15 protein-coding genes are annotated in these 19,770 nt (G+C 50.6%); 9 read left to right on the forward strand and 6 right to left on the reverse strand.

Translation table 11 applies throughout. The features are described from left to right. Positions 1-10: 10 nt before the first annotated feature. Positions 11-1,822, forward strand: coding sequence for a beta-glucuronidase (gene uidA, locus DXH47_RS05945; RefSeq protein ID WP_129032448.1), 1,812 nt, complete (start codon positions 11-13; stop codon positions 1,820-1,822). Between the two features lie 117 nt (positions 1,823-1,939). Here the strand turns inward: uidA and DXH47_RS05950 are convergent, their stop codons facing one another. After that, complete coding sequence (locus DXH47_RS05950; protein ID WP_129032449.1) at positions 1,940-2,935, reverse strand: LacI family DNA-binding transcriptional regulator; 996 nt, start codon at positions 2,933-2,935, stop codon at positions 1,940-1,942. A gap of 137 nt (positions 2,936-3,072) precedes the next feature. Here DXH47_RS05950 and DXH47_RS05955 point away from each other — a divergent pair, with 137 nt between their 5' ends. Then, the gene (locus DXH47_RS05955) at positions 3,073-5,604 is read left to right on the forward strand and encodes a glycoside hydrolase family 30 protein (protein ID WP_129032450.1); all 2,532 of its coding nucleotides are present in this window, start codon (positions 3,073-3,075) and stop codon (positions 5,602-5,604) included. Positions 5,605-5,669: 65 nt separating this feature from the next. Here DXH47_RS05955 and DXH47_RS05960 read toward each other — a convergent pair whose 3' ends face one another. Beyond that, entirely contained in the window at positions 5,670-7,055 is a 1,386-nt protein-coding gene (locus tag DXH47_RS05960) for a DHA2 family efflux MFS transporter permease subunit (RefSeq protein WP_129032451.1), read from the reverse strand. A gap of 214 nt (positions 7,056-7,269) precedes the next feature. Here DXH47_RS05960 and DXH47_RS05965 point away from each other — a divergent pair, with 214 nt between their 5' ends. Continuing rightward, positions 7,270-8,613 (forward strand): APC family permease, encoded by a 1,344-nt coding sequence (locus DXH47_RS05965; protein ID WP_129032452.1) that lies wholly within the window; start codon positions 7,270-7,272, stop codon positions 8,611-8,613. 66 nt (positions 8,614-8,679) lie between these two features. On the opposite strand, the gene DXH47_RS05970 is transcribed toward DXH47_RS05965, so the two are convergent. Together DXH47_RS05970 and DXH47_RS05975 are read right to left on the reverse strand one after the other, a co-directional pair. Next, entirely contained in the window at positions 8,680-9,078 is a 399-nt protein-coding gene (locus tag DXH47_RS05970; RefSeq protein WP_129032453.1) for an aggregation-promoting factor C-terminal-like domain-containing protein, read from the reverse strand. 499 nt (positions 9,079-9,577) lie between these two features. Beyond that, entirely contained in the window at positions 9,578-10,315 is a 738-nt protein-coding gene (locus DXH47_RS05975) for a LysM peptidoglycan-binding domain-containing protein (protein WP_455429372.1), read from the reverse strand. A gap of 595 nt (positions 10,316-10,910) precedes the next feature. Between DXH47_RS05975 and DXH47_RS11655 the strand changes: the two genes are divergently transcribed. From DXH47_RS11655 to DXH47_RS05995, 5 genes are all read left to right on the forward strand, one after another. After that, positions 10,911-11,057 (forward strand): hypothetical protein, encoded by a 147-nt coding sequence (locus tag DXH47_RS11655; protein WP_170954965.1) that lies wholly within the window; start codon positions 10,911-10,913, stop codon positions 11,055-11,057. A 3-nt stretch (positions 11,058-11,060) separates the two neighbouring features. Beyond that, on the forward strand, positions 11,061-12,956 hold the full coding sequence (locus DXH47_RS05980; RefSeq protein ID WP_129032455.1) for an MSCRAMM family protein: 1,896 nt from the start codon (positions 11,061-11,063) through the stop codon (positions 12,954-12,956). Positions 12,957-13,395: 439 nt separating this feature from the next. Next, positions 13,396-14,616 (forward strand): NAD(P) transhydrogenase subunit alpha, encoded by a 1,221-nt coding sequence (locus tag DXH47_RS05985; protein WP_129032456.1) that lies wholly within the window; start codon positions 13,396-13,398, stop codon positions 14,614-14,616. Positions 14,617-14,618: 2 nt separating this feature from the next. Beyond that, complete coding sequence (locus tag DXH47_RS05990) at positions 14,619-14,936, forward strand: NAD(P) transhydrogenase subunit alpha (protein ID WP_129032457.1); 318 nt, start codon at positions 14,619-14,621, stop codon at positions 14,934-14,936. After that, positions 14,933-16,348: an NAD(P)(+) transhydrogenase (Re/Si-specific) subunit beta gene (locus DXH47_RS05995; protein ID WP_129032458.1), complete on the forward strand. Its 1,416-nt coding sequence runs from the start codon at positions 14,933-14,935 to the stop codon at positions 16,346-16,348. Before DXH47_RS05990 ends, DXH47_RS05995 begins: the two co-directional genes overlap by 4 nt. Before the next feature lie 78 nt (positions 16,349-16,426). Here the strand turns inward: DXH47_RS05995 and DXH47_RS06000 are convergent, their stop codons facing one another. Together DXH47_RS06000 and DXH47_RS06005 are read right to left on the reverse strand one after the other, a co-directional pair. Next, on the reverse strand, positions 16,427-17,110 hold the full coding sequence (locus DXH47_RS06000; protein ID WP_129032459.1) for a DUF4811 domain-containing protein: 684 nt from the start codon (positions 17,108-17,110) through the stop codon (positions 16,427-16,429). 263 nt (positions 17,111-17,373) lie between these two features. After that, entirely contained in the window at positions 17,374-18,321 is a 948-nt protein-coding gene (locus DXH47_RS06005; RefSeq protein WP_225423510.1) for a DegV family protein, read from the reverse strand. Between the two features lie 509 nt (positions 18,322-18,830). On the opposite strand from DXH47_RS06005, the gene DXH47_RS06010 reads away from it, so the two are divergent. Further along, a partial coding sequence (locus tag DXH47_RS06010; protein ID WP_404820011.1) for an Ig-like domain-containing protein occupies positions 18,831-19,770 on the forward strand: 940 nt, incomplete at its 3' end.

Below are 19,770 nucleotides of genomic sequence, written 5' to 3' on the forward strand. Positions count from 1 at the left end.
GTCGTGACGTATGGAAAAAGAACTTTTATATCCCGTCATGAATCAATACCGGTTTGATCAAAAACTGGATGGTTTATGGGATTTTCAATTTGATGAGGCGGCTCAAGGGGATGCCCAAGGGTGGCCCGAAAACGGGTTATCAGCGGCAATTCAAATGCCGGTGCCCGCTAGCTTCAACGATTTCTTTACAGATAAAGCATCTCGCGAGTATACCGGAGACTTCTGGTATGCCAAGCGCGTCTTTGTCCTGAGTACGTTGAAGGGCCGGACCATTGCATTACGGTTCGGTGCCGCCACGCACCGGGCAGTCGTGTACGTTAATGGTCAGGAAATTCGCCGGCACGAAGGTGGGTTTCTCCCGTTTACGGCGGATATCACAGCGGAAGTTAAGTTTGACCAGGAGAACCTAGTGGTCGTTAAACTGAACAACGAACTGCATCGGGATGCTTTACCGGCCGGGGATACGACGGTATTGAAAAACGGTAAAAAGATGGCGAAACCCTTCTTTGATTTTTACAATTATTCGGGGTTGAACCGTAGTGTGCACCTACTGGCGTTGCCGCAAGACCGGGTCACGGACTACACCGTAACGACCAGTTTAGTTGGACAAACGGCTCACGTGGCTTATCGAGTTACCACCAGCCAAGCCACGGCTCAAGTCACCGTGACATTGCAAGACGTCGACGGGACCGTTGTGGCCACGGGACATGGTCGCCAAGGTGACTTAGTGGTTGACCAGCCCCATCTGTGGAACGTGCGGGCGGCGTATCTTTATACGCTACATATTCAGTTGACGACGGCTGATCAAGTGGTCGATGAGTACCATGATCAAATTGGGTTGCGGACCGTTAAGATTGAGGGCCACCAGATTCTGGTTAATGGCAAGCCGGTCTACCTGAAGGGGTTTGGCCGTCACGAAGACAGCATTTATGCTGGACGGGCCTTTGACCTGAACGTTGAAAAGCGTGACTTCGAACTGATGAAGTGGATGGGGGCTAATTCTTTCCGGACCTCGCATTACCCATACGATGAAGAGGTCTATCGCTTTGCTGACCGAGAAGGGTTCTTGATCATTGATGAAGTGCCAGCGGTTGGCTTCAAGATGGCCGCAGCTAGCTTCCTGGGTGGCTTGGATCAATCCTTCTTCGATGGAGATTGGACGACAGCCCTTTACCAGAAGCACCTCGATCAAATTACCGATATGATTCACCGGGATAAGAACCATCCTAGTGTCTTGGCATGGAGTCTGTTGAATGAACCTGATACGTCGTCAAAGTCGGCAGTGCCGTACTTTGAAAAGTTGTTCCATGATACTAAAGATTTGGATCCCGACCAGCGGCCGCGGACCTTCACGTTGAACGAAGATGATACGTTTGAGACGTCGTATTGCAAGCAGTTCCCTGACTTCTACTTACTGAACCGGTACCCAGGCTGGTACCATAAGTGGGGTTATGAGATTTCGGACGGTGAAGCAGGCCTGCGCGCTGAACTGGACCAGTGGCAAGCTTCCGATATTGATAAACCCGTGGTCTTCTCCGAATTTGGGGCGGATACTGAACCTGGTTTACACAAATTACCATCGGTTATGTGGAGTGAAGAGTACCAGATTGAACTGTTACAAATGTTCGACCGGGTCTTTGATTCCTACGACTTTATCCGGGGGGAACAACCTTGGAACTTGGCCGATTTCCAAACGGTCGAAGGCAACATGCGGGTCAACGGCAACAAGAAGGGCCTGTTCACACGGGATCGGCAACCGAAAGCGGCGGCTTTCTACCTGCGGCAACGGTGGCATCAGATTCATAATGATTTTAAAAATTAGGATTGGGGCTTAGTTGGAGTTTGTGAAGACTGTGATACGTCCTGGTCATAACTGACTAAACAGGCCCCGTCCCATCAAATGCTGATGAGGCGGGGCCTGTTGTTGAAAGTTTCGGTGTTAGAGGCTACTATCTCGATGAATAATCTGGGTGCTAATGACGACAGATTCCGGAACCTTATGGGGATTTTTGAGTTGTTCGCGGAGTAATTCAAATGCGCGCTCACCCATGATTTCGGTGTGCACATGAGCAGTTGTCAACGCAGGATAAGCGTATTTTGCAATCGCGACATCGTTGAAGCTGACGATGCTGACCCGGTCAGGCACCGTAATCTCACATTCCTTTAAAGCGTTGAGCGCACCGATGGCCATAGAGTCACTTCCGATGATAAAAGCGTGGGGAAGCTGGTCTTGTAATTGGTCGATAGCTTGCAACATGAGCGAGTGACCAGAGTCGGGACCATACGTGCCGGCGTAAAGAAAGTCGGGATTGAAGAGCCCTTCGTGAGTCATTCGGGTACGGTAAGTCGTTGCCCGGGGATCGTAAATGGCTTGGTGTTCGGTCTGGGTTTTTTCCTGACCAGCCAGCAATCCAATATCTTGAATTCCTAATTCCAGAAAATGTGTGATCATCCAGTTGATAGGCGTTAAGAAGTCGCTTTGTACGCTATCGAAGCCGTACAGCAGATAATTTTGACCGATGAATACCAATGGTCGTTTTAAGGCGGCTAACTGGTCAATCTCGGAGGCGTCGTATTTACCTACGGCGATGATTCCGGTGTAACCACTTAGGTCAATGTTTTGCAGGTTGTTAAAGGAAATCGTATCGATAGAAACGCCACTAGTTTGGGCTTTTGTTTCGATACCGTACTGAATCTGGTAGTAGTAGAGGTCGTTGAGCTCTTCTTTATCGGAGTGCCATTGAATGATGGCGACCTTGTCCCCGGATTGTTTAACCTTTTTAGTGCGTTTCTTGTATTGAAGCTTCTCAGCGACCTCGAGGACTTTTCGCCGGGTTGGTTCACTGACGGCTAACGTTTGGTCATAGTTCAGAATTCGTGACACGGTAGACGCAGAAACGCCGGCGTGTTGGGCCACGTCTTTAATGGTTGTCATACAACGCCTCCCCCAATCTAAAAATGAATTAGCGTTCATTTACAGGACGCCTTGTCATCATTATAGCGTATATTTGCAAAAGTTTTAGTAAAATTGTCCGTAATAGTCATAAGATTTACTATGGGAGTGAAACTCAAATGGTCAAGACAACAGAAATTACTATCGATGGGCAGCTGTTGGATACGGCGGCTCAGGACGCCAATACGTTTAAAGGATTTGGCTACCTGAGTTGTAACAATTCGTCGCGGTTGTTGCTGGATTACAAGTGGGAGCATCCTGAGAGTTACCAACAAATCCTCCAAATCTTATTTGGGGGTCCGCACCCACTAATTACGATGATCAAGGTTGAATTGGGTGACGATGCCAATACCTCGTCAGGTACAGAACCCGCAACGAAACGTTCGGCCACGGAACCAGCCAACGTGTTGCGTGGTGCCGGTTATCAGTTAATTGCGGATGCCAAGAAGATAAATCCTAAGTTGAAGACCTGTTTGTTACGGTGGGGAGAACCAGGTTACTTGCGTCCCTTGTGGCAAGCAGTTAAGAGCGCCGACCCGGACCAAAAGGTACCCGTAACGGCCTATGAACCGATGTATCAACTTTATAAACAAACTGTCGTAGCAGCCTACCAACAGTTCGGATACCTCTTTGATTATATTGACCCCGACCGTAACGAGACCAAACATCCGATGTACCGGTGGATTAAATGGTTTAGTGACCGCGTGCAAGGCGACCAGGATTTTCCCCAGGATTTTCCGGTAACCCGCTATCAACGTCTCAAAATCATTGCGGCGGACCAAAATTACGAAACGGATTTTGGGGATGCTATGTTGGCGGATGCTGACCTCTTAGAGCGGGTCGCGGCCGTGGGTTATCACTACAATACAGATGATGGCCCCCAGCATCCGTACACCCAATTGGCAGATCATAAGCACCGTGAAGTGTGGTACAGCGAAGGAATTGCGCCGATGACCTTTGGCCAATATCGAGTTCGAGCTACGTCTGGTGACGGTATTGGCGGCAAGCAAAGTGGGTTGGATGTGGCGAACCGGTTAATTAAGAGCTACGTCAACTCACGACGGAGCCTGTATATCTTTCAACCGGCCGTTTCAGCGTATTATCCTGGCGTCAATTACAGCCATAAAGAATTGATTACGGCGAATCATCCGTGGTCCGGGTACTACGAGGTGGATAATGTGGGACTTCAGATTCTGCGTCATTTCACGGACTTTGCTCATGCCGGTTGGGCGAGTGACCAGGCTTGGCGTTATCTGACCAGTGCTTGTGGTAGTGGCGTTGGTGGTACGGAAAACTTGGACACGCACACGGAATCCCCAAGTTATCTAACTCTGATGGCACCGAGTAAAAAAGATTATTCAATTATTATGGTCAATGACAGTTCAGTTTCCCGCCAGTATCAAGTTACCGTTAAACATTTACCGGGTGCGCCGCAAAGCTTGGGGGTGTGGCAATCCAGTGGACCAACTAGTCCTGCCGAAGCTTACGATACCAACTTAAAAGCCTATCTGGGGCGCTTGACTATTCAGGACGGTCAAGTCACCATAACGATAGCGCCTCACGCAATTTTAACGGCGACAACGCTCGATTTAGCAACGGATTCTACCGTACAATACACGCGGCAAATGGCTACCCAACCTAATGAAGTGTTGATGGCTAATCACGAGAACTTTTACCAGGATGATTTTGCCTATGCGCAACGTTACCAGACAGAACGGGGAGGAACGCCACGGTACACCACGGACCAGGGTGGTGCCTTCGAAGTTCAAGTACAAGCTGGACACGGCGTTTTGCGACAAAAGATTAGTGAACAGGAGCGAGCGTTAGACTGGGAACAGTCGTACGCGCCGAATCTAACGCTGGGGGATGACCGGTGGCACGACTACATGGTCGTAGTCACGATGGCTTTTGACACACAGTTACAGCAAAATTCACCGGATGGCAATTACTTTGGTATCGGTCTTTACCAGCTTACCGATGTTAAGGGGCGGTTGGAAAGTGCGCCGTATGTCTTTAAACTGTCAGTTGATGGCAGTTGTCGGCTCATCATAGAAGATCAGGTTATGGAGTTAGGTAACGTACCCGAATTTGACGCGACCACGGCCCATGTGGTCAGTTTTGGGGTGATTGGTAATCAGTTAACAGCTCAGGTTGACCATCAGGTGATCTTAACAACAGTCGTCACGGATAACCCACATTATAGCGGACGGGTCAAACTGGGGAGCGGCTATTATCACACCATCATCAGCCAAATCAGTGTACGGCGAACTAATTTAGTTGGCGGCGTTCAGTATCAACGGCTGGATGATCTAGATACCCAGATCAATTACCGGGGCAATTGGACCCATCGTTGCGGGTTAGGCAATACCATTTGGAACCGGACACTTTCGACTGGCTCGGCTGGCACGACAACGCAGGTCAGCTTTGATTTTACTGGTACGGGATTTGCCTTGTATGGTCGCCAAGAAACGCTTAGTCACCTTAGTCTGGAAGTTGACGGCCAGGTGCTTAGGCCCGATGTTATTCCCCAGACTGCAACGGATAAAAGTGAAAATATCACGTTGTTTGGACTGACACCCACTACTCATCACGTGGTGGTTACGGTGACGGCAGGCCACTATACATTAGACGCCGTTGGCTGCTATCGTTAATTAAATAGTGCAATCAAAAAACGACTCACGGCAAAGAAACTTTTGTCGTGAGTCGTTTCAGGATTTTAAGACGCCTTAACCGTCCGGGCCAAATCGGGTTGCCGGCGGAGTTGCCGCGCGACAACGAGGGAAGCGATCAACAACAGTAGGCAGACCAAGAAACCGGCCTCGATGCCGTAACGGCCGTCACCAGGCGTGCGGTCGTTGACCACGGCGACCACCGCGATGATAATCGCCGTCCCAAAGGAGGCTGCAACCTGGCGAATCGTGTTGAACGTTGCCACACCATCGGGCACCATATCATAGGGCAACAGGCCCAATGCGTGGGTCTGAATGGGGATCAGCATGGTGACTAACCCCAACTGGCGGACCGCCTGGAAGACGGCCAGGACCCAGGCCGAACTTTCGGTACCGACGAAGGCTTGCATCAGCGTGCCGACACAGTCGATACACAGGCCAGTAAAGACCAATTTCCGGACCGAGATGCGGTCATAAAGCCGGCCACTCAGTCGGGACAGGGTTCCAGTCAACAAGGCGCCAGGCAGGATGACCAGCCCGGAGACCAGGGCGCTACGGTGTTGAATCGTTTGGATCAATAACGGTAACAGAATGGTATTACCATACATGGTGGCGACAATCAGCATGTTGACCACTGTGGCCACCACGAACTGCTGGTGGTTAAAGACGTGCAGGTTGATCAGAGGATCAGTACTGTGTCGTTGGGTGAGGTAAAAAATACCCGTAAAGATAGCGCCGACCACGACCAGACCGCCAACCTGCCAGGACAGAAAGTTGGCCGTAGAGATGTTAGACAAGCCCATCAGGACCGCCCAGAGCCCCAGACTGATGATAATCAACCCGCGTAAGTCAAACTGCGGGGCTTCATTATGGGGAATCTTGGGCAGAATGATGATTGAAGCAATCAAGGTCGCCACGATGAACGGTAGAATGATGATGAACAGGTATCGCCAGGACAAGTAGTCCAGAATGACTCCGGACACGGTGGGCCCGATAATGGGGGAGAAATTGAAGGCTAGTCCAATAATCCCCATGATGGCGCCCTTCTTTTCGGGCTTAGCGTAACGAATCGCCAGCACGTTGACTAAGGGCATCATCATCCCGGCGCCCATAGCTTGAATCATCCGGGCGAAGATGACCAGGATGAACTGGTGGCAGAGTGCGCCGAGCAAGGTACCCAGCAAGAAGATGGTGGTCGCCAATATGTAGAGGTTTCGAAACATGAAGCGTTTGATCAGGTAGGCACTCACCGGAATCATCAAAGCGTTGACCAGCATATAACCGTTGGTCACCCATTGCACCCGGGCTTCCCCGACGTGAAACGCGGTCATTAACTGGGGCAGTCCCGTGTTAATCAAAGTGGAACACAGAATCCCAAAGAAGGTTCCAAAGACCATGACAATTAATGATCGGGAGATCCTTTTATTCGTCATTAAAAAATTATCCTTTCAAAATTATTGTTCGGCAAAAATCATTACAAGGTTCCATTATAGAGGTTTTTCCGTCAAGTGGAGCAGTGAATTTCTCGCGGGGGACTTCTAATTGCGTCGGTCGGACAAGTTCAGTATACTGTAACCTAACCCAGTAAATTTTTGGCTGACTAAAAAGCGGTCTTGTGGGTATGAGAGAAGAAAGAGATGGAGAAATTTGAAAGAGACAACGGTTGGGTTGAACCGATCGCTGGGGCTGTGGTCGGCTCTGGCGCTCGTGATTGGGACCGTCATCGGCTCCGGGATATTTTTCAAGCAGGCTTCGGTCCTGCAGATGACGGGGTCCACAAATTTAGCGTTACTGGCGTGGCTCTTAGGCGGGCTGATCACGCTCGCTGACGGGCTGACGCTGTCTGAAATCGGGGCTCAGATTCCCCATACCGGGGGGCTGTACCAATACATGGCCCACATCTACGGTGAGTTTTGGGGCTTCATGTCTGGTTGGATGCAAGTTATTGTCTATGCGCCATCAATTGTCGGCTCGATTGCCGGGTACTTAGGGCTACTCATGGTCAACTTTTTCGGCATCAGTTCGGTCTGGAAAGCGCCGATTGCAATTCTGACCATCGTGTTGATTGCCATCCTCAACATGTTAGAGAATCGTTACGGTGCGGCGTTTGCGATTGTGACCACGATTTGCAAACTCCTGCCGATTGCCGTGATCGTGTTGTTCGGCTTGTTTTTCGGCCACGAGAGCGCCTTTGGCGAAACGATTACCACGGTTCATCAGAGCATGGGTAACTTTGGGGTCGCCGTGCTGGGGACTATTTTCGCTTATGACGGCTGGATCCTCATCACCAATTTGGGTGGTGAGATCAAGCGGCCGGAAAAGTTGTTGCCGTTGGCGATTATTTTAGGCATTGCCATCATTATCGTCCTGTATCTGGGCGTCACCTACGGCATCTTCCGCTCAATGAGTGCCACGCGCATCAACGAGCTGGGTGAAAACGCCACGGCATACTTTGCCACCAGTGCCTTTGGGGTCTGGGGCGGTCGGCTGATTAATATTGGCATTATGATATCCATCATTGGGGCACTTAATGGAAAAATCATGACTTTTCCGCGGATCTACTACGCGATGGCGGCTAAGCACCAATTGCCGTTTGCCAAGCACCTCAGTCGATTGAGTCCGAAAACGCACACGCCAGTCGTAGCTATCGTGACGTTATTGGTCCTGACGGCGGCGATGATTCTGACCATCGATACGGACCGCTTATCGGAGCTGTGTATCTTCGTGATGTACAGCTTCTACATTGCGGCATTTATCGGTGTGTTCATCCTGCGGCGCCGACACGGGGGCAAGCCTAAAGGATTCCGCACGCCGGGTTATCCCGTGGTGCCCATCTTAGCGATTTTAGGTACGGGCTTCGTGGTCGTCAGCGAATTGTTCTCCGACTTTGCCGGGGCAGCGGTCTCGATGTTGGTGATTGCTTTAGGGATTCCGCTGTACTATTACTTACGCCACAAGTATGGCGATAGCGACGATACCGATGTGATTTAGAGACAATCAAAAAGGCGGTGCCCATTGCGGACACCGCCTTTTTTTGCGCTCAATTAGATTAGGTTTTTAGTACCAGTGGTGATGTTGCCAGAACTTCTTCGCCTTGGTCCAGGTGCCATAACGGCCAGACACGTACTTGTTAGCCGTCTTTTCCTGGTTAGCCGGAGAATAATTTCCGTGCAAGTAAGACTTCAAAAGTTGGTACCGACCGTAACATTTTCCGTTCTTAGCGGTGTAACTATAGCCGGATTCACGGTAGGCAATCCACTTCTTAGCGGCCTTTTGTTTCTTAGACAATGACGCGTTGATCTTCTTGATCTTTTTCTTTTGCTTAGCCGATAATTTAGACGCTTGGGCCGTCACCGTAGCGGGGACTCCCAGACTAGTTGAGACGTCTGAGACCATCCCAAAGGAAAAACTAAATAGTAAAAAGAATGTAGCCAGTTTAAGTTTGAATTTCGACATTTTCGATAACTCCTAATCTATGTGCGTTCCGATTTGTTGCTTAATTACTCGTAGCATAACCGATGAATGTTGCAGTTGTGTTAAGGAGTTATTACCAGGGCGTTAAACTGGTATCACAAACGAAAGCGCATCCGAGCCGTGAAACCAGTGTTTAGGAGGCTTTCCAAGAAAATTAAATCGCTTAATGAATTACCCTAACCGCAATGTACCGGGGGTTACCGTCTCCAGGCAATTAATCGTGAGAAATATTACAAAGTCGCGGGGTTTCCAATAAAATCGAAGACTGTGGGCCCCATAAGTGGCACAACCTTAAGTCAGTGGCGTAACCAACCGGAGAAGGCGGATTGGAGAAAACTAGGGGGTTAACTGGTCACAAACCATAGCAGTTTCACTGAATCCAAACAAAAACCGGGTCCGACTTCTCAAAATTGAGAAATCGGACCCGGTTTAATTTAGAAGAGACCATCATGGTCTAATCCGTTAAAGGTTGAGGTTAGGCTTAGAGAGCCCAAGCACTCATCCCTTGTGCGTTGTACAGGCTAACGGCTGCATCAACTTGTTCGCTGACGGAACCACTAGAGATGTGCATGTTTTGGAACAAGCCGTAAGCACCACTAGAACTGTTCCGAACAGATGGTTGCCAGTTGGATTCACGTTGGATGATAGTGTTCCAAGTAGAAGCAGAAACACCGGTCCGTGAAGACATTTGGCTTAAGACGTAGCTCTTCAAGTTGCTACCAGTGTAGCTTGAGTTGCTGCTAGAGCTGTTGGAACTGTTGGAAGAAGAAGCGTTGGACGTGGATTGCGTCGACGTCGTGTTTGCTTGGTTGCTGTAGTTGTTGCTGCTGTAGTTGCTGGACGTGTTTGCTTGGCTACTGTTGTTAGACGAAGCTTGGTTGCTGTAAGTCGAGGATTGCGTTGACTTAGCAGGCGTCGTGTAAGTGGTTTGCGTCTTAGTCGTTGACGTGCCATCCGTAATCGTTAAGTGTTGACCTGGTAAGATCAAGTGGTTTTGGATGTGGTTAGCCGTTTCAATGGCGTTGATAGTCGTGTTGTACTTTTGGGAGATTGCCCAAACAGAGTCGCCAGACTTAACCGTGTAAGTCGTGGAAGCATCAGCGTTGACAGAGCCGGCGAAGAACAAACCAACGGCCGCTGCGGTTGTTGCGAAAAATGTTGTAACAAATTTATTCAAAATATACACTCCTATTTTTTTAATACTACGTGTGCGTGACATGACTTGATTAATTGTGTTGGCTAACTTAATCAATGACTCAAAGTTTACCGGCTCAGTGTTACCTGACAGTATCACTGACATTAAGAACAGACGGCAAGACGTTGCAGAAAAACACAATTTTGTAATATTTGTCATCTTAATGTTCCCGTTTAAAAAACAAATAAAACGGTTAATCAGATGGGCCAGTAGCTAAACAGGCGTTTTTGAAAATTGTAAAGATTATTAAACTTGTTACCGAAATTTGGGTGTTGGCAATAAAAATCGTGCGAATTTTTACGCCTAATCACGCCAAAAAAGAGAAAAAATAACCGCAAAATTCCCTTGACGCCGAAAAAATTCGCAAAATTCAACTGAAAAAAGCAACTTTTAAGACCGGTTGCCATTAGTTGTGGGTCCTCAGTACTCTAACCAGCGGGTAAAGGAAGCCGTTGGTAAGGGGCGGGTAACTGGAAACTACTATAGTGAAGGTGGTCAAGTTGGGGAGATGTCCCAGGTTAGTCCAGGATGTCATGACGAGACCGTGAGGGTTGCCGACGATAGGGGCACGTGATCCTGTCCGAGGGCGGCACGTCGTCATGAGAGGGGGACGACCAAGATGCGCAGATGGATTTATGCGGTGATTTTAGGACTCAGTGGCCTCTTATTAGGGGCTTTTTTAGCGGGGCCGTTATCAGCTCAAGCCGCGGTCGCAGTGGCAGGACTCCAACCCAGTGAAGCCAATATCACGACCTCGACGGGATAACCGGTGACCAATGGCACGGCCTTTAATAAGTGGGAAAATTACGAAGTGAGTTATCATTGGTCGCTTCCAGACGACGTTTCGATTGCTAACCAGACGACCAGCGTGACGCTTCCGACGGGGTTGGTCGCCGCGGATGACACCACGGTGCCCTTAACGAATCAGACGGGGCAAATCATCGGTCAATTTACAATTAAGGTCGGGGCGACCACGGGAACCTTGAACTTTACGGCGGCCGCTGAAGATGCGGTGGACCGCAAGGGGACCTTGACGCTCTTCACCAAGGGGACCACGGACAACGAAACGACGGATAATAATTGGACTGTCAATAAGATCGGTTGGATCGCCAATAAAGATGATGCGGGCAACCCAACGACTCTCTTATGGAACGTGGCATTTAATGCGGGCAGTGAGAATCTGGGGAGAATCACGATTACGGACGCCTTGGGACCAAATCAGACTTACGTGCCGGGAAGTGTGACGGCAGCGACCGGTGCGTATGACGCTGCGGGGAGCTTCGTGGCCGACGGGGGACATTTGACGCCGACGGTCACGCAAAACGGCCAAACGCTGACTTTTGCCTTTAGTGGGGTCACCACGGCGGTCGACATGACCTATCAAAGTGTGCCGCGGGTGAGTCCGGGGAGTCAGACCTGGACCAATACGGCGAGCGCCAATGGTCAGACCGTCACGGCCAGTATCCCGTTTGGAGGTAACGGTAGTGGCACGGGCACCTATGGCGGCGTGGTTTTGAACAAGACCGGGACTGACGGCGTAGCTTTGCCCGGAGCGGAGTTTGAAGTTTTGCAAAGTGATGGGGCCGTGGTGGAAGCCGGATTGACCACGGATGCTAACGGCCAGATCAGTCTCAAAAAGTTGCACGCTGGTGATTACGTTCTGGTCGAAACCAAGGCGCCCACTGGCTATAGCTTGAAGCCAATTGCCATTCCGTTTACGATCACGGCAGGGGCTACGGCCATCGAGCAGCTCTATGAAAATGATCAGGCCGCAGCCACCCCGCCGGCTGAAACACCCGTCGCGGCGGGGACCGTGGCCTTGACTAAGACAACGAGTACTGGACAAGTCCTGAGCGGAGCCGTTTATGAGTTGCAGAATGCCCTCACGGGGGCGGTCCTGCAAACGGGACTGACCACAGATGCCGCTGGGAAGCTAACGGTCACTGATTTAGCAGCGGGGGATTATACGTTAACGGAAGTCCAAGCACCGGTGGGTTACCACCGCAACCCCACGCCGGTGAGCTTCACCGTACCGGCCACGGCGTCCGGTAGTATTCAAGTCGCGCAACAAGACGTGGCTAACCCACCGGTAAACGGGGGTGCTGGCGTGACGCCGGCGCCAGCGACCCCACCAGAAAACGGTCTAGTAACCAATCCGCCCCTTCCTGGCACTAGTCCAGAAAGCACGCCGCCACAAGTTGAAACGTTGCCGCAACCCCCGGCAACGGGGATGCCGAGTTATCCCGGCATTAGTGATGGGACTGACCAGACCCCGGTGGTCACGGGACCACAAGCCAATCATCCCGGGGAGGCTGGACTTAGTTGGCATCCGGGCATGGGCGGTCTGCCAGGTCAACCTACGCCATCAGGTCATGGTGCCCCCGCTGGGCATTTAGATAATCCTCCGGTAACAGCGCCAGGGGCGACGAATGGGATCGGCGCCAGCCTGCCGGCAAACGGTGTCTCCGCCACGGGGCCCATTGGAAATGATATGGGCAATGGAATAGTCAATGGGTCGTCAACGCCGCCGACCACTAGTTCCACGCCCGTGGCGCTTAAGTTGCCCCAAACAGCTGACCAACCAGAGCGAGACTTAAGCCGCGTAGGCTTGAGCTTACTCTTGGGGAGCTTACTTAGTTGGTGGTGGCGTCGGCGATTTGTTTAAGTGGAAGCTGAGAGTTTGTTTGACGTCCGGGCACAACTACCGAACGCCTTTTTGGTCTGAAATAAAATGACACTATTATATAGAAGAAACGGGTTCAAAATGAAGGGAAAGTTCAGGGATTTTACCCGGGGATGAATGATGTTAGCCATTCACCAGGTGAATAAAAATCAGCTGAGTAAAAAATCGTGCATAGGCGGTTTGATTTGTCGTCCAGAGAGGTGGTTTTGCTTGTTCAGCATGTGAAAATAAGTTGGGGCAACGCGTTTTTCTCGGGAGCTACCGGGAACTTTTTCAGAAAACTTCGGGGTCACCCAAAGGCCGGCGAATGGGGCAAGTCAACCAACAAGACGGCGGGATTTTCGCCGTTAGCCATTGTTTTGCATGAAAAATTGCTTTATAGTGGAATTGTGAAGAATTTACTAAAAGGGAGATGTGTGGTATGGCAATTACCATTTCGGCTTTGAAAGAAGCGCCAGGTGAAAACCGAGTCGCTTTGTCACCGGACGTTGTCGGTAAGCTCGTCAAACAAGACTACCAAGTCTTCATTGAAAAGGGCGCTGGCGACCGTGCGTTCTATCAGGATACCGTGTATACGGATGCTGGGGCCCAGGTGGTTGACCGGAACACTGCAATTGAAAAGGCGTCGCTGATTGCGACGGTTGGTCAGCCCGGGGCAGACGTCGTGGATCACATGCAGGCAGGACAAACGTTATTGGGACTTTTGGCACCGCTTACAGATTTGGAGTTCGTCAAGAAGCTGGCAGCTAAGAAGATCAACGCACTGGCGTTCGAACTCCTCCCGCGGACGGTTTCTCGAGCCCAAACGATGGATGTGTTGAGTTCGCAATCTAGTGTCGCTGGCTATAAGGCGGCGTTGCTGGCCGCGGATCGCTTCAGTCGGTACTTACCGATGATGATTACGGCTGCGGGGACTGCCAAGCCGGCTAAAGTCTTGGTCTTAGGGACCGGGGTTGCCGGACTCCAAGCCATCGGGACCGCCAATCGGTTAGGCGCGATGGTCTCTGGTTATGATATTCGGCCTGCGTCTCGGGGTGAAGTGGAATCCCTGGGGGCTAAGTTCTTGACCACGTCCGTTTCAGCCACCGGTGAAGGCGGTTACGCGCGGGCATTGACTAAGGAAGAAACGGCCAAGCAACAGGCGGAACTGGCTGGATTCATCGCGGAAAATGATGTCATCATCACTACCGCTCAAGTTCCGGGTCGCCGACCACCATTGTTGGTCACCCAAGAGTCCGTAGACCAGGCCAAGGCCGGGACTATCTTTATCGACCTGGCGGCTAGTGCCTTAGGGGGCAACGTCGCCGGGTCTAAGGAAGGCGAGACGGTGACCACCAAGAACGGCGCACAGATCATTGCGGCCGGTGACATGGCCAGTCAGTTACCCGCTTCGGCGTCGGACATGTTCGCCAAGAACGTGCAGGCCGTCATCACCGATATCACCAAAGATGGCGAGTTGACTTTCGACGTGGACGATGAAGTGGTGGGCGAATTATTAGCCACCTACCAAGGTGAATTCATCAGTAGTCGGGTTCGTTCCGCCATGAAGTTACCGGACCGCCACCCCGCTGAACCAGCAGCGGATGAGACGGCGGCGACCACGGATGCCACGGAAGCAACCAAGACTAAAGGAGCTGATTAGTCATGAGTGAAGAGTTATTTACGAATTTAGCTATCTTTGTATTGAGTCTCTTAGTGGGCTTTGAGGTCATGAGTAAGATTCCAGCTACCCTGCAAACGCCAATGATGTCCGGGGCCAACGCGATTCACGGGGTCGTTGTCGTTGGGGCCTTCGTGATTGCGGCGGAAGCTAACAGCGCCGTCTTTTACGTGTTAGCCTTCTTGGGCGCCTTCTTTGCGGCGGTCAACGTTGCCGGCGGTTACACCGTCACCGACCGGATGTTGGGCATGTTTGACCGTAAGCCGGCTGCCAAACCAAAAGGGGAGGCTGATCAGAAATGAGTGCGTTACAAACGGTATCATCATTAATTTACTTAGTTTCCGCGATTTGCTATGTTTTGGGTGTCCACATGATGCGGTCACCGAAGACGGCACGGCGCGGGAACGGGCTTTCCGCAATCGGGATGTTTTTAGCGGTTATTACGATTATTGTCACGATCATTGTGGAAGGCACCATCGATAGTGTTGGCTGGATCGTCTTGATCTTAGGCCTGGCACTAGGAATTCTTTACGGGGTCGTCAAGGCGCGTAAGGTGCCCATGACCGACGTCCCGCAATTAGTCAGTCTCTTTAACGCCGTTGGGGGCGGGGCTGCCGCGGTAATCGGGATTTTCGATTACCTCTTGAAGGGCGACGGGGCGAGCCTGAGTATCGCCTTCTCGTTACCAGTTCTGCTGGACGTGGTCATCGGGGGGATTACCTTCTCCGGATCACTGATTGCGACCGGGAAGTTGTCCGGTCACGTGCCGGGCAAGCCGATTACCTTCCCGGGGGCGCGACTTTTAAACGTTATCGTCGTTTTGGCCATCTTAGTCTCCGCTTGGCTGATGCTGGGCTACGCCACCAACGTTTGGTACGTGGTCTTAGCCTTAGTCATGAGTTTGTGCTTCGGGTTGTTGATGACCTTACCAATTGGTGGGGCCGATATGCCGGTCGTGGTTTCACTGTTGAATGCCTTCACTGGTTTGGCGGTCGCCTTTGCCGGGTTCGTTATCAACAACCAAGTCTTGATCATCGCCGGGGCCTTAGTTGGGGCCGCCGGGACCATCTTGACGCTGCAAATGGCCGATGCCATGAACCGGTCCGTGGCCAATATCTTGGCCGGGGGCTTCGGGACTGGTGATAGCGATTCTGGGAGCGCCGCCGATGCCGTACCGGTTGACGTCAAGGAAACGTCAGCCGATGACATTGGGTTACAATTGGCCTACGCCCAAAACGTCATGATTGTGCCTGGTTACGGGCTCGCTGCGGCGCAAGCCCAACACGAGGTGGCCGAATTGGCCAAGGTCTTGACCGATAAAGGCATCGGCGTGAACTACGCCATTCACCCGGTTGCCGGGCGGATGCCAGGGCACATGAACGTGTTGCTGGCCGACGTGAACGTGCCGTACGATCAAATGAAGCAACTGGATGACGCCAACCCGATGTTTGAAAACACCGACGTGGCGCTGGTCATTGGGGCCAACGATGTCACGAACCCGTTAGCGCGGGAGAGCGGCAACGCCATTTCCGGGATGCCGATTCTAGACGTCGACAAGTCGAAGTCTGTCGTTGTCATCAAGCGGTCGATGAGTACCGGGTATGCCGGGGTTCAAAACCCATTGTTCTCGATGGATAACACGCAGATGTTCTTCTCCGATGCGAAGAAGGGGCTGCAAGAGATTGTAGCGTCGACTAAGCAGTACCTGGAGTAAAACAGTAACTAGTGGATTTTAAAAAGGCGTCACGACTGAGCTTTCGGTCGTGACGCCTTTTAGTTTACCTGATCATCTTTAGTTAGCTTGTTGCTTGGCTAATTTAACCAGGCGTTTGAGTTGTTTTGGTTCCTGTTTGTTGAATTCACGGGTTACCGCTTGTTGCTTCACGATTTTAGTAACGGCCTTCTTTTTATTTTTCTGGTTAGATTTGGCCTGTTCTTTAGTCGCTGCATTGAGCCATTGGGCCTGCTGACTCGTCAACGTCACCCAGTTGTGGGGAAGAATGAAGGTGTTGGTCTGTTTGACCAGATTGGTGTGCTTACCGGTGTGGCTGAACAAGACCCGCCAGCGGTGATTACGGTAGTGCCAAGTGGTGGTCTTCGTCTCCAATTGGGCCGTAGTGGTCGCTTGGTGGGTGACTTTATTGTGGGTCGTCGAGCTGGCCGAAGTGCGCTGTTCCTGGTCGCTGTCCATGGTGCGGTAAACGTAGACCCGCTTCGTTTTAGAGTTTTGCAGGGGTTGATAGACTAAGACGCTGAGTTGCTTGGTGGGTGAAGTAGAGGTGATCGTCGTGCGATTGGTCGTGGTGACCTGTTTCATCCCCCAGTGTCGCTTACTATTGCCGACCAGGATGATGGTGGCGCCCAGGGCGATGAGGATTCCCACTAGCGTCACGCTGATTCGACTGATGCGATTAGGGAGTACCAAGGCTCCCACGAAAAGTAAAATAATGCCAATAGATAAGATAAGTATAATCATGCTGAAACCTCCCGGACGTAATCATGGCTGAAACAGGTAAAGCCAAGGTCTAAGATTGCCACCACTGTGACCACCAGAAAATGGCGTGCTGGATAAGGCACTTTTTCGACCACTAATCAGCTAGCGCTTAAACGCCAATCGTTGATAACCAATGGCTGTTTTAGTCAAAAGGAACTATTTTAAGAGTACCACTGGTTGACCAAAAATGAACGGTAAAACGATTACAACGGTGCCAGGAAGCAATAACGCCCGAAGGATTTTCGTTAAGTAACGCCAAACAGCCTGGGGACCACGGTGTCCTCAGGCTGTTTGGGGTCATGACTTAGATTTTTAAAATTAATTGTTACTATCCTGGCGTTCACTGGCGGGACCAGTGACGAAAACCGCGACACAGCCAAAACCGGTGTGACAGGCAATCGTGGGCCAATGTGGCAGTTGACCTGCGGAAAGTCAGCGTGAATCAAATCCTGGACGGTCTGAGCGGCTTCCCAATCACCACTGGTCGAAATCAGGACCGGTTGCGTTGCGTCGAGTTTCAACGCGGCTTTAGCGTGATCCGCTAATGCGGTCAAGGCGTGCTTCCGGGTCCGAATCTTGCTGACCATTTGCAATTTTCCCGTAGCGTTGACGTTTAACAAGGGCTTGATATGTAGCAAAGTGCCCAGGGTCGCCGTGGCTTTCGAGATCCGACCACCGTGGTAGAGAAAATCAAGACTGTCGACGGTAAACCAGTGTTGAACACGTAGTCGGTTGTCCATTATCCAGTCGATAACGTCTGCGAGGGGCGTCTGGTCGGCTTGAAGATGGATGGCCTCAAGGACTAGGCGACCTTCACCGGCGCAGGCCGCTAAGGTGTCGACGATGTGAATTTCGGCCTGGGGGTGGGATTCCAGAAGAATCTGGCGAGCCTGCACCGCGTTGGCGTAGGAACTGCTAAGAGCACTGGAGGTCCCTAAGAATAAGATTGGCGTTTGAGCCAGTACGTAAGGTTTAAAGAATTCGATGTATTCACCAACGTTGATGGCAGACGTCGTTGGTTGAATGCCCGCCTTGACTTTAGCGTAGAGATCTTCGAGTAGTTGATCATTCGCTAAGTCGCTAGCAACGGTTTGACCGTTGACTTCAAAATGAAACGGGATAACTTCCACGTGGTGCTCCTGGAGCGTTGCTGCCGGGAGACCGCACTCGGAGTCGGTCAAAATTTGATACATTCGGAGTCACTTCCAATTTTCAGAATAAATCCAAGTATATAGTTTTCGAGACGAGCTGTAAATATGGCACTGAAATAGGGATAATGTTGGCTTAAGCATGTTGATTTAATCTTTGACTCCACAAGTAGTTCACTAAAGATTTGGGTTAATTTGTATACTATTAGGAAACACTTTATTTACGAGCGGATAGGCGATTGGAGAGCGTCAAAATCCTGTGAAATGCTGGGCATAAAAACTAACTTAGTTGTGTATGTGAAAGTCTTTTTCAAAGAGTGGTCAATTAAAATTGCGTTTAGGCCCACGTAGGGCTCAGCCTACGCTATACTCAACGAGTAAATTTGTTTAGCGCTTCGAAATTAACCGAATCATGTGCACTAACGGGTAAAGGATTACTTCACTAGTGGACAGTAAAAGTTATTAGAAATAGGAATTACCGGTTTCAAAGTTACTGAAACGAGATGACGTATAAAACAGCTAAGAAAGCAATTAAAAGAATAGGTGGAAAAAAGATGAAGAAAATTTGGCAGACGACGATTGGTTTAGGTTTAGGATTAGCGGCTTTTGGGGCGGGAGACTCCGATTTGAAGGGATATGCGCGTGAATGGCAAGGCACCGGATTGGACGCAGCGAGTGCGGTGATTAAAGACACGGATGGAATGGTTCAATCCCATACCGCTGATCTATACACGAATCAAGAATTTACGGTTGAATACACTTGGACATTGCCGGAGTATGTCCCGATTTTAAATAGAGATACCATGAAATTTCAAATTCCCTCGAACGTTAAAGTTGCTAGAGATGAAAAGTTCGAAATGGTAGGAACTAAGGGTCCTAAAAAAACGATTGGAACGGGAGAAATTACAGTGGGTTCACAAACGGGGATTGTAACCTTTAATAATAGATTCTTAACCCAATATTTAAATCGAGAAGGCTACATCAAGTTATGGGTCACGGGAGTAACGCCGGCACCAGATCCAGAACCTGATAATGAAGAAACGCCAACGAAGCCAGATACTGACGAAAGTACGGAAACGCCAACGAAGCCGGATACGGATAACAACGACGATGAGGATGAACCATCAACCGGTACCACGCCAAATCCAACTCCAGATGAAGAAGTTCCGGCTGATGATGAAGATGAGACGCAACCAGAAACGCCAACTACACCAGACAACCCGGATACTGATGGGAGTACGGAAGTCCCAACAGAACCAGATACTGATGACAACGACGATGAGGATGAACCATCAACTGGTACCACGCCAAATCCAACTCCAGATGAAGAAGTTCCGGCCGATGATGAAGATGAGACGCAACCAGAAACGCCAATTACACCAGACAACCCGGATACTGATGGGAGTACGGAAGTCCCAACGGAACCAGATACTGATGACAACGATGATGAGGATGAACCATCAACTGATGCCACACCAGATGAAGAAGTTCCGA

The sequence above is a fragment of the Levilactobacillus suantsaii genome (genome assembly GCF_004115745.1).
In the GTDB taxonomy this organism is placed as follows: Bacteria; Bacillota; Bacilli; order Lactobacillales; family Lactobacillaceae; genus Levilactobacillus; species Levilactobacillus suantsaii.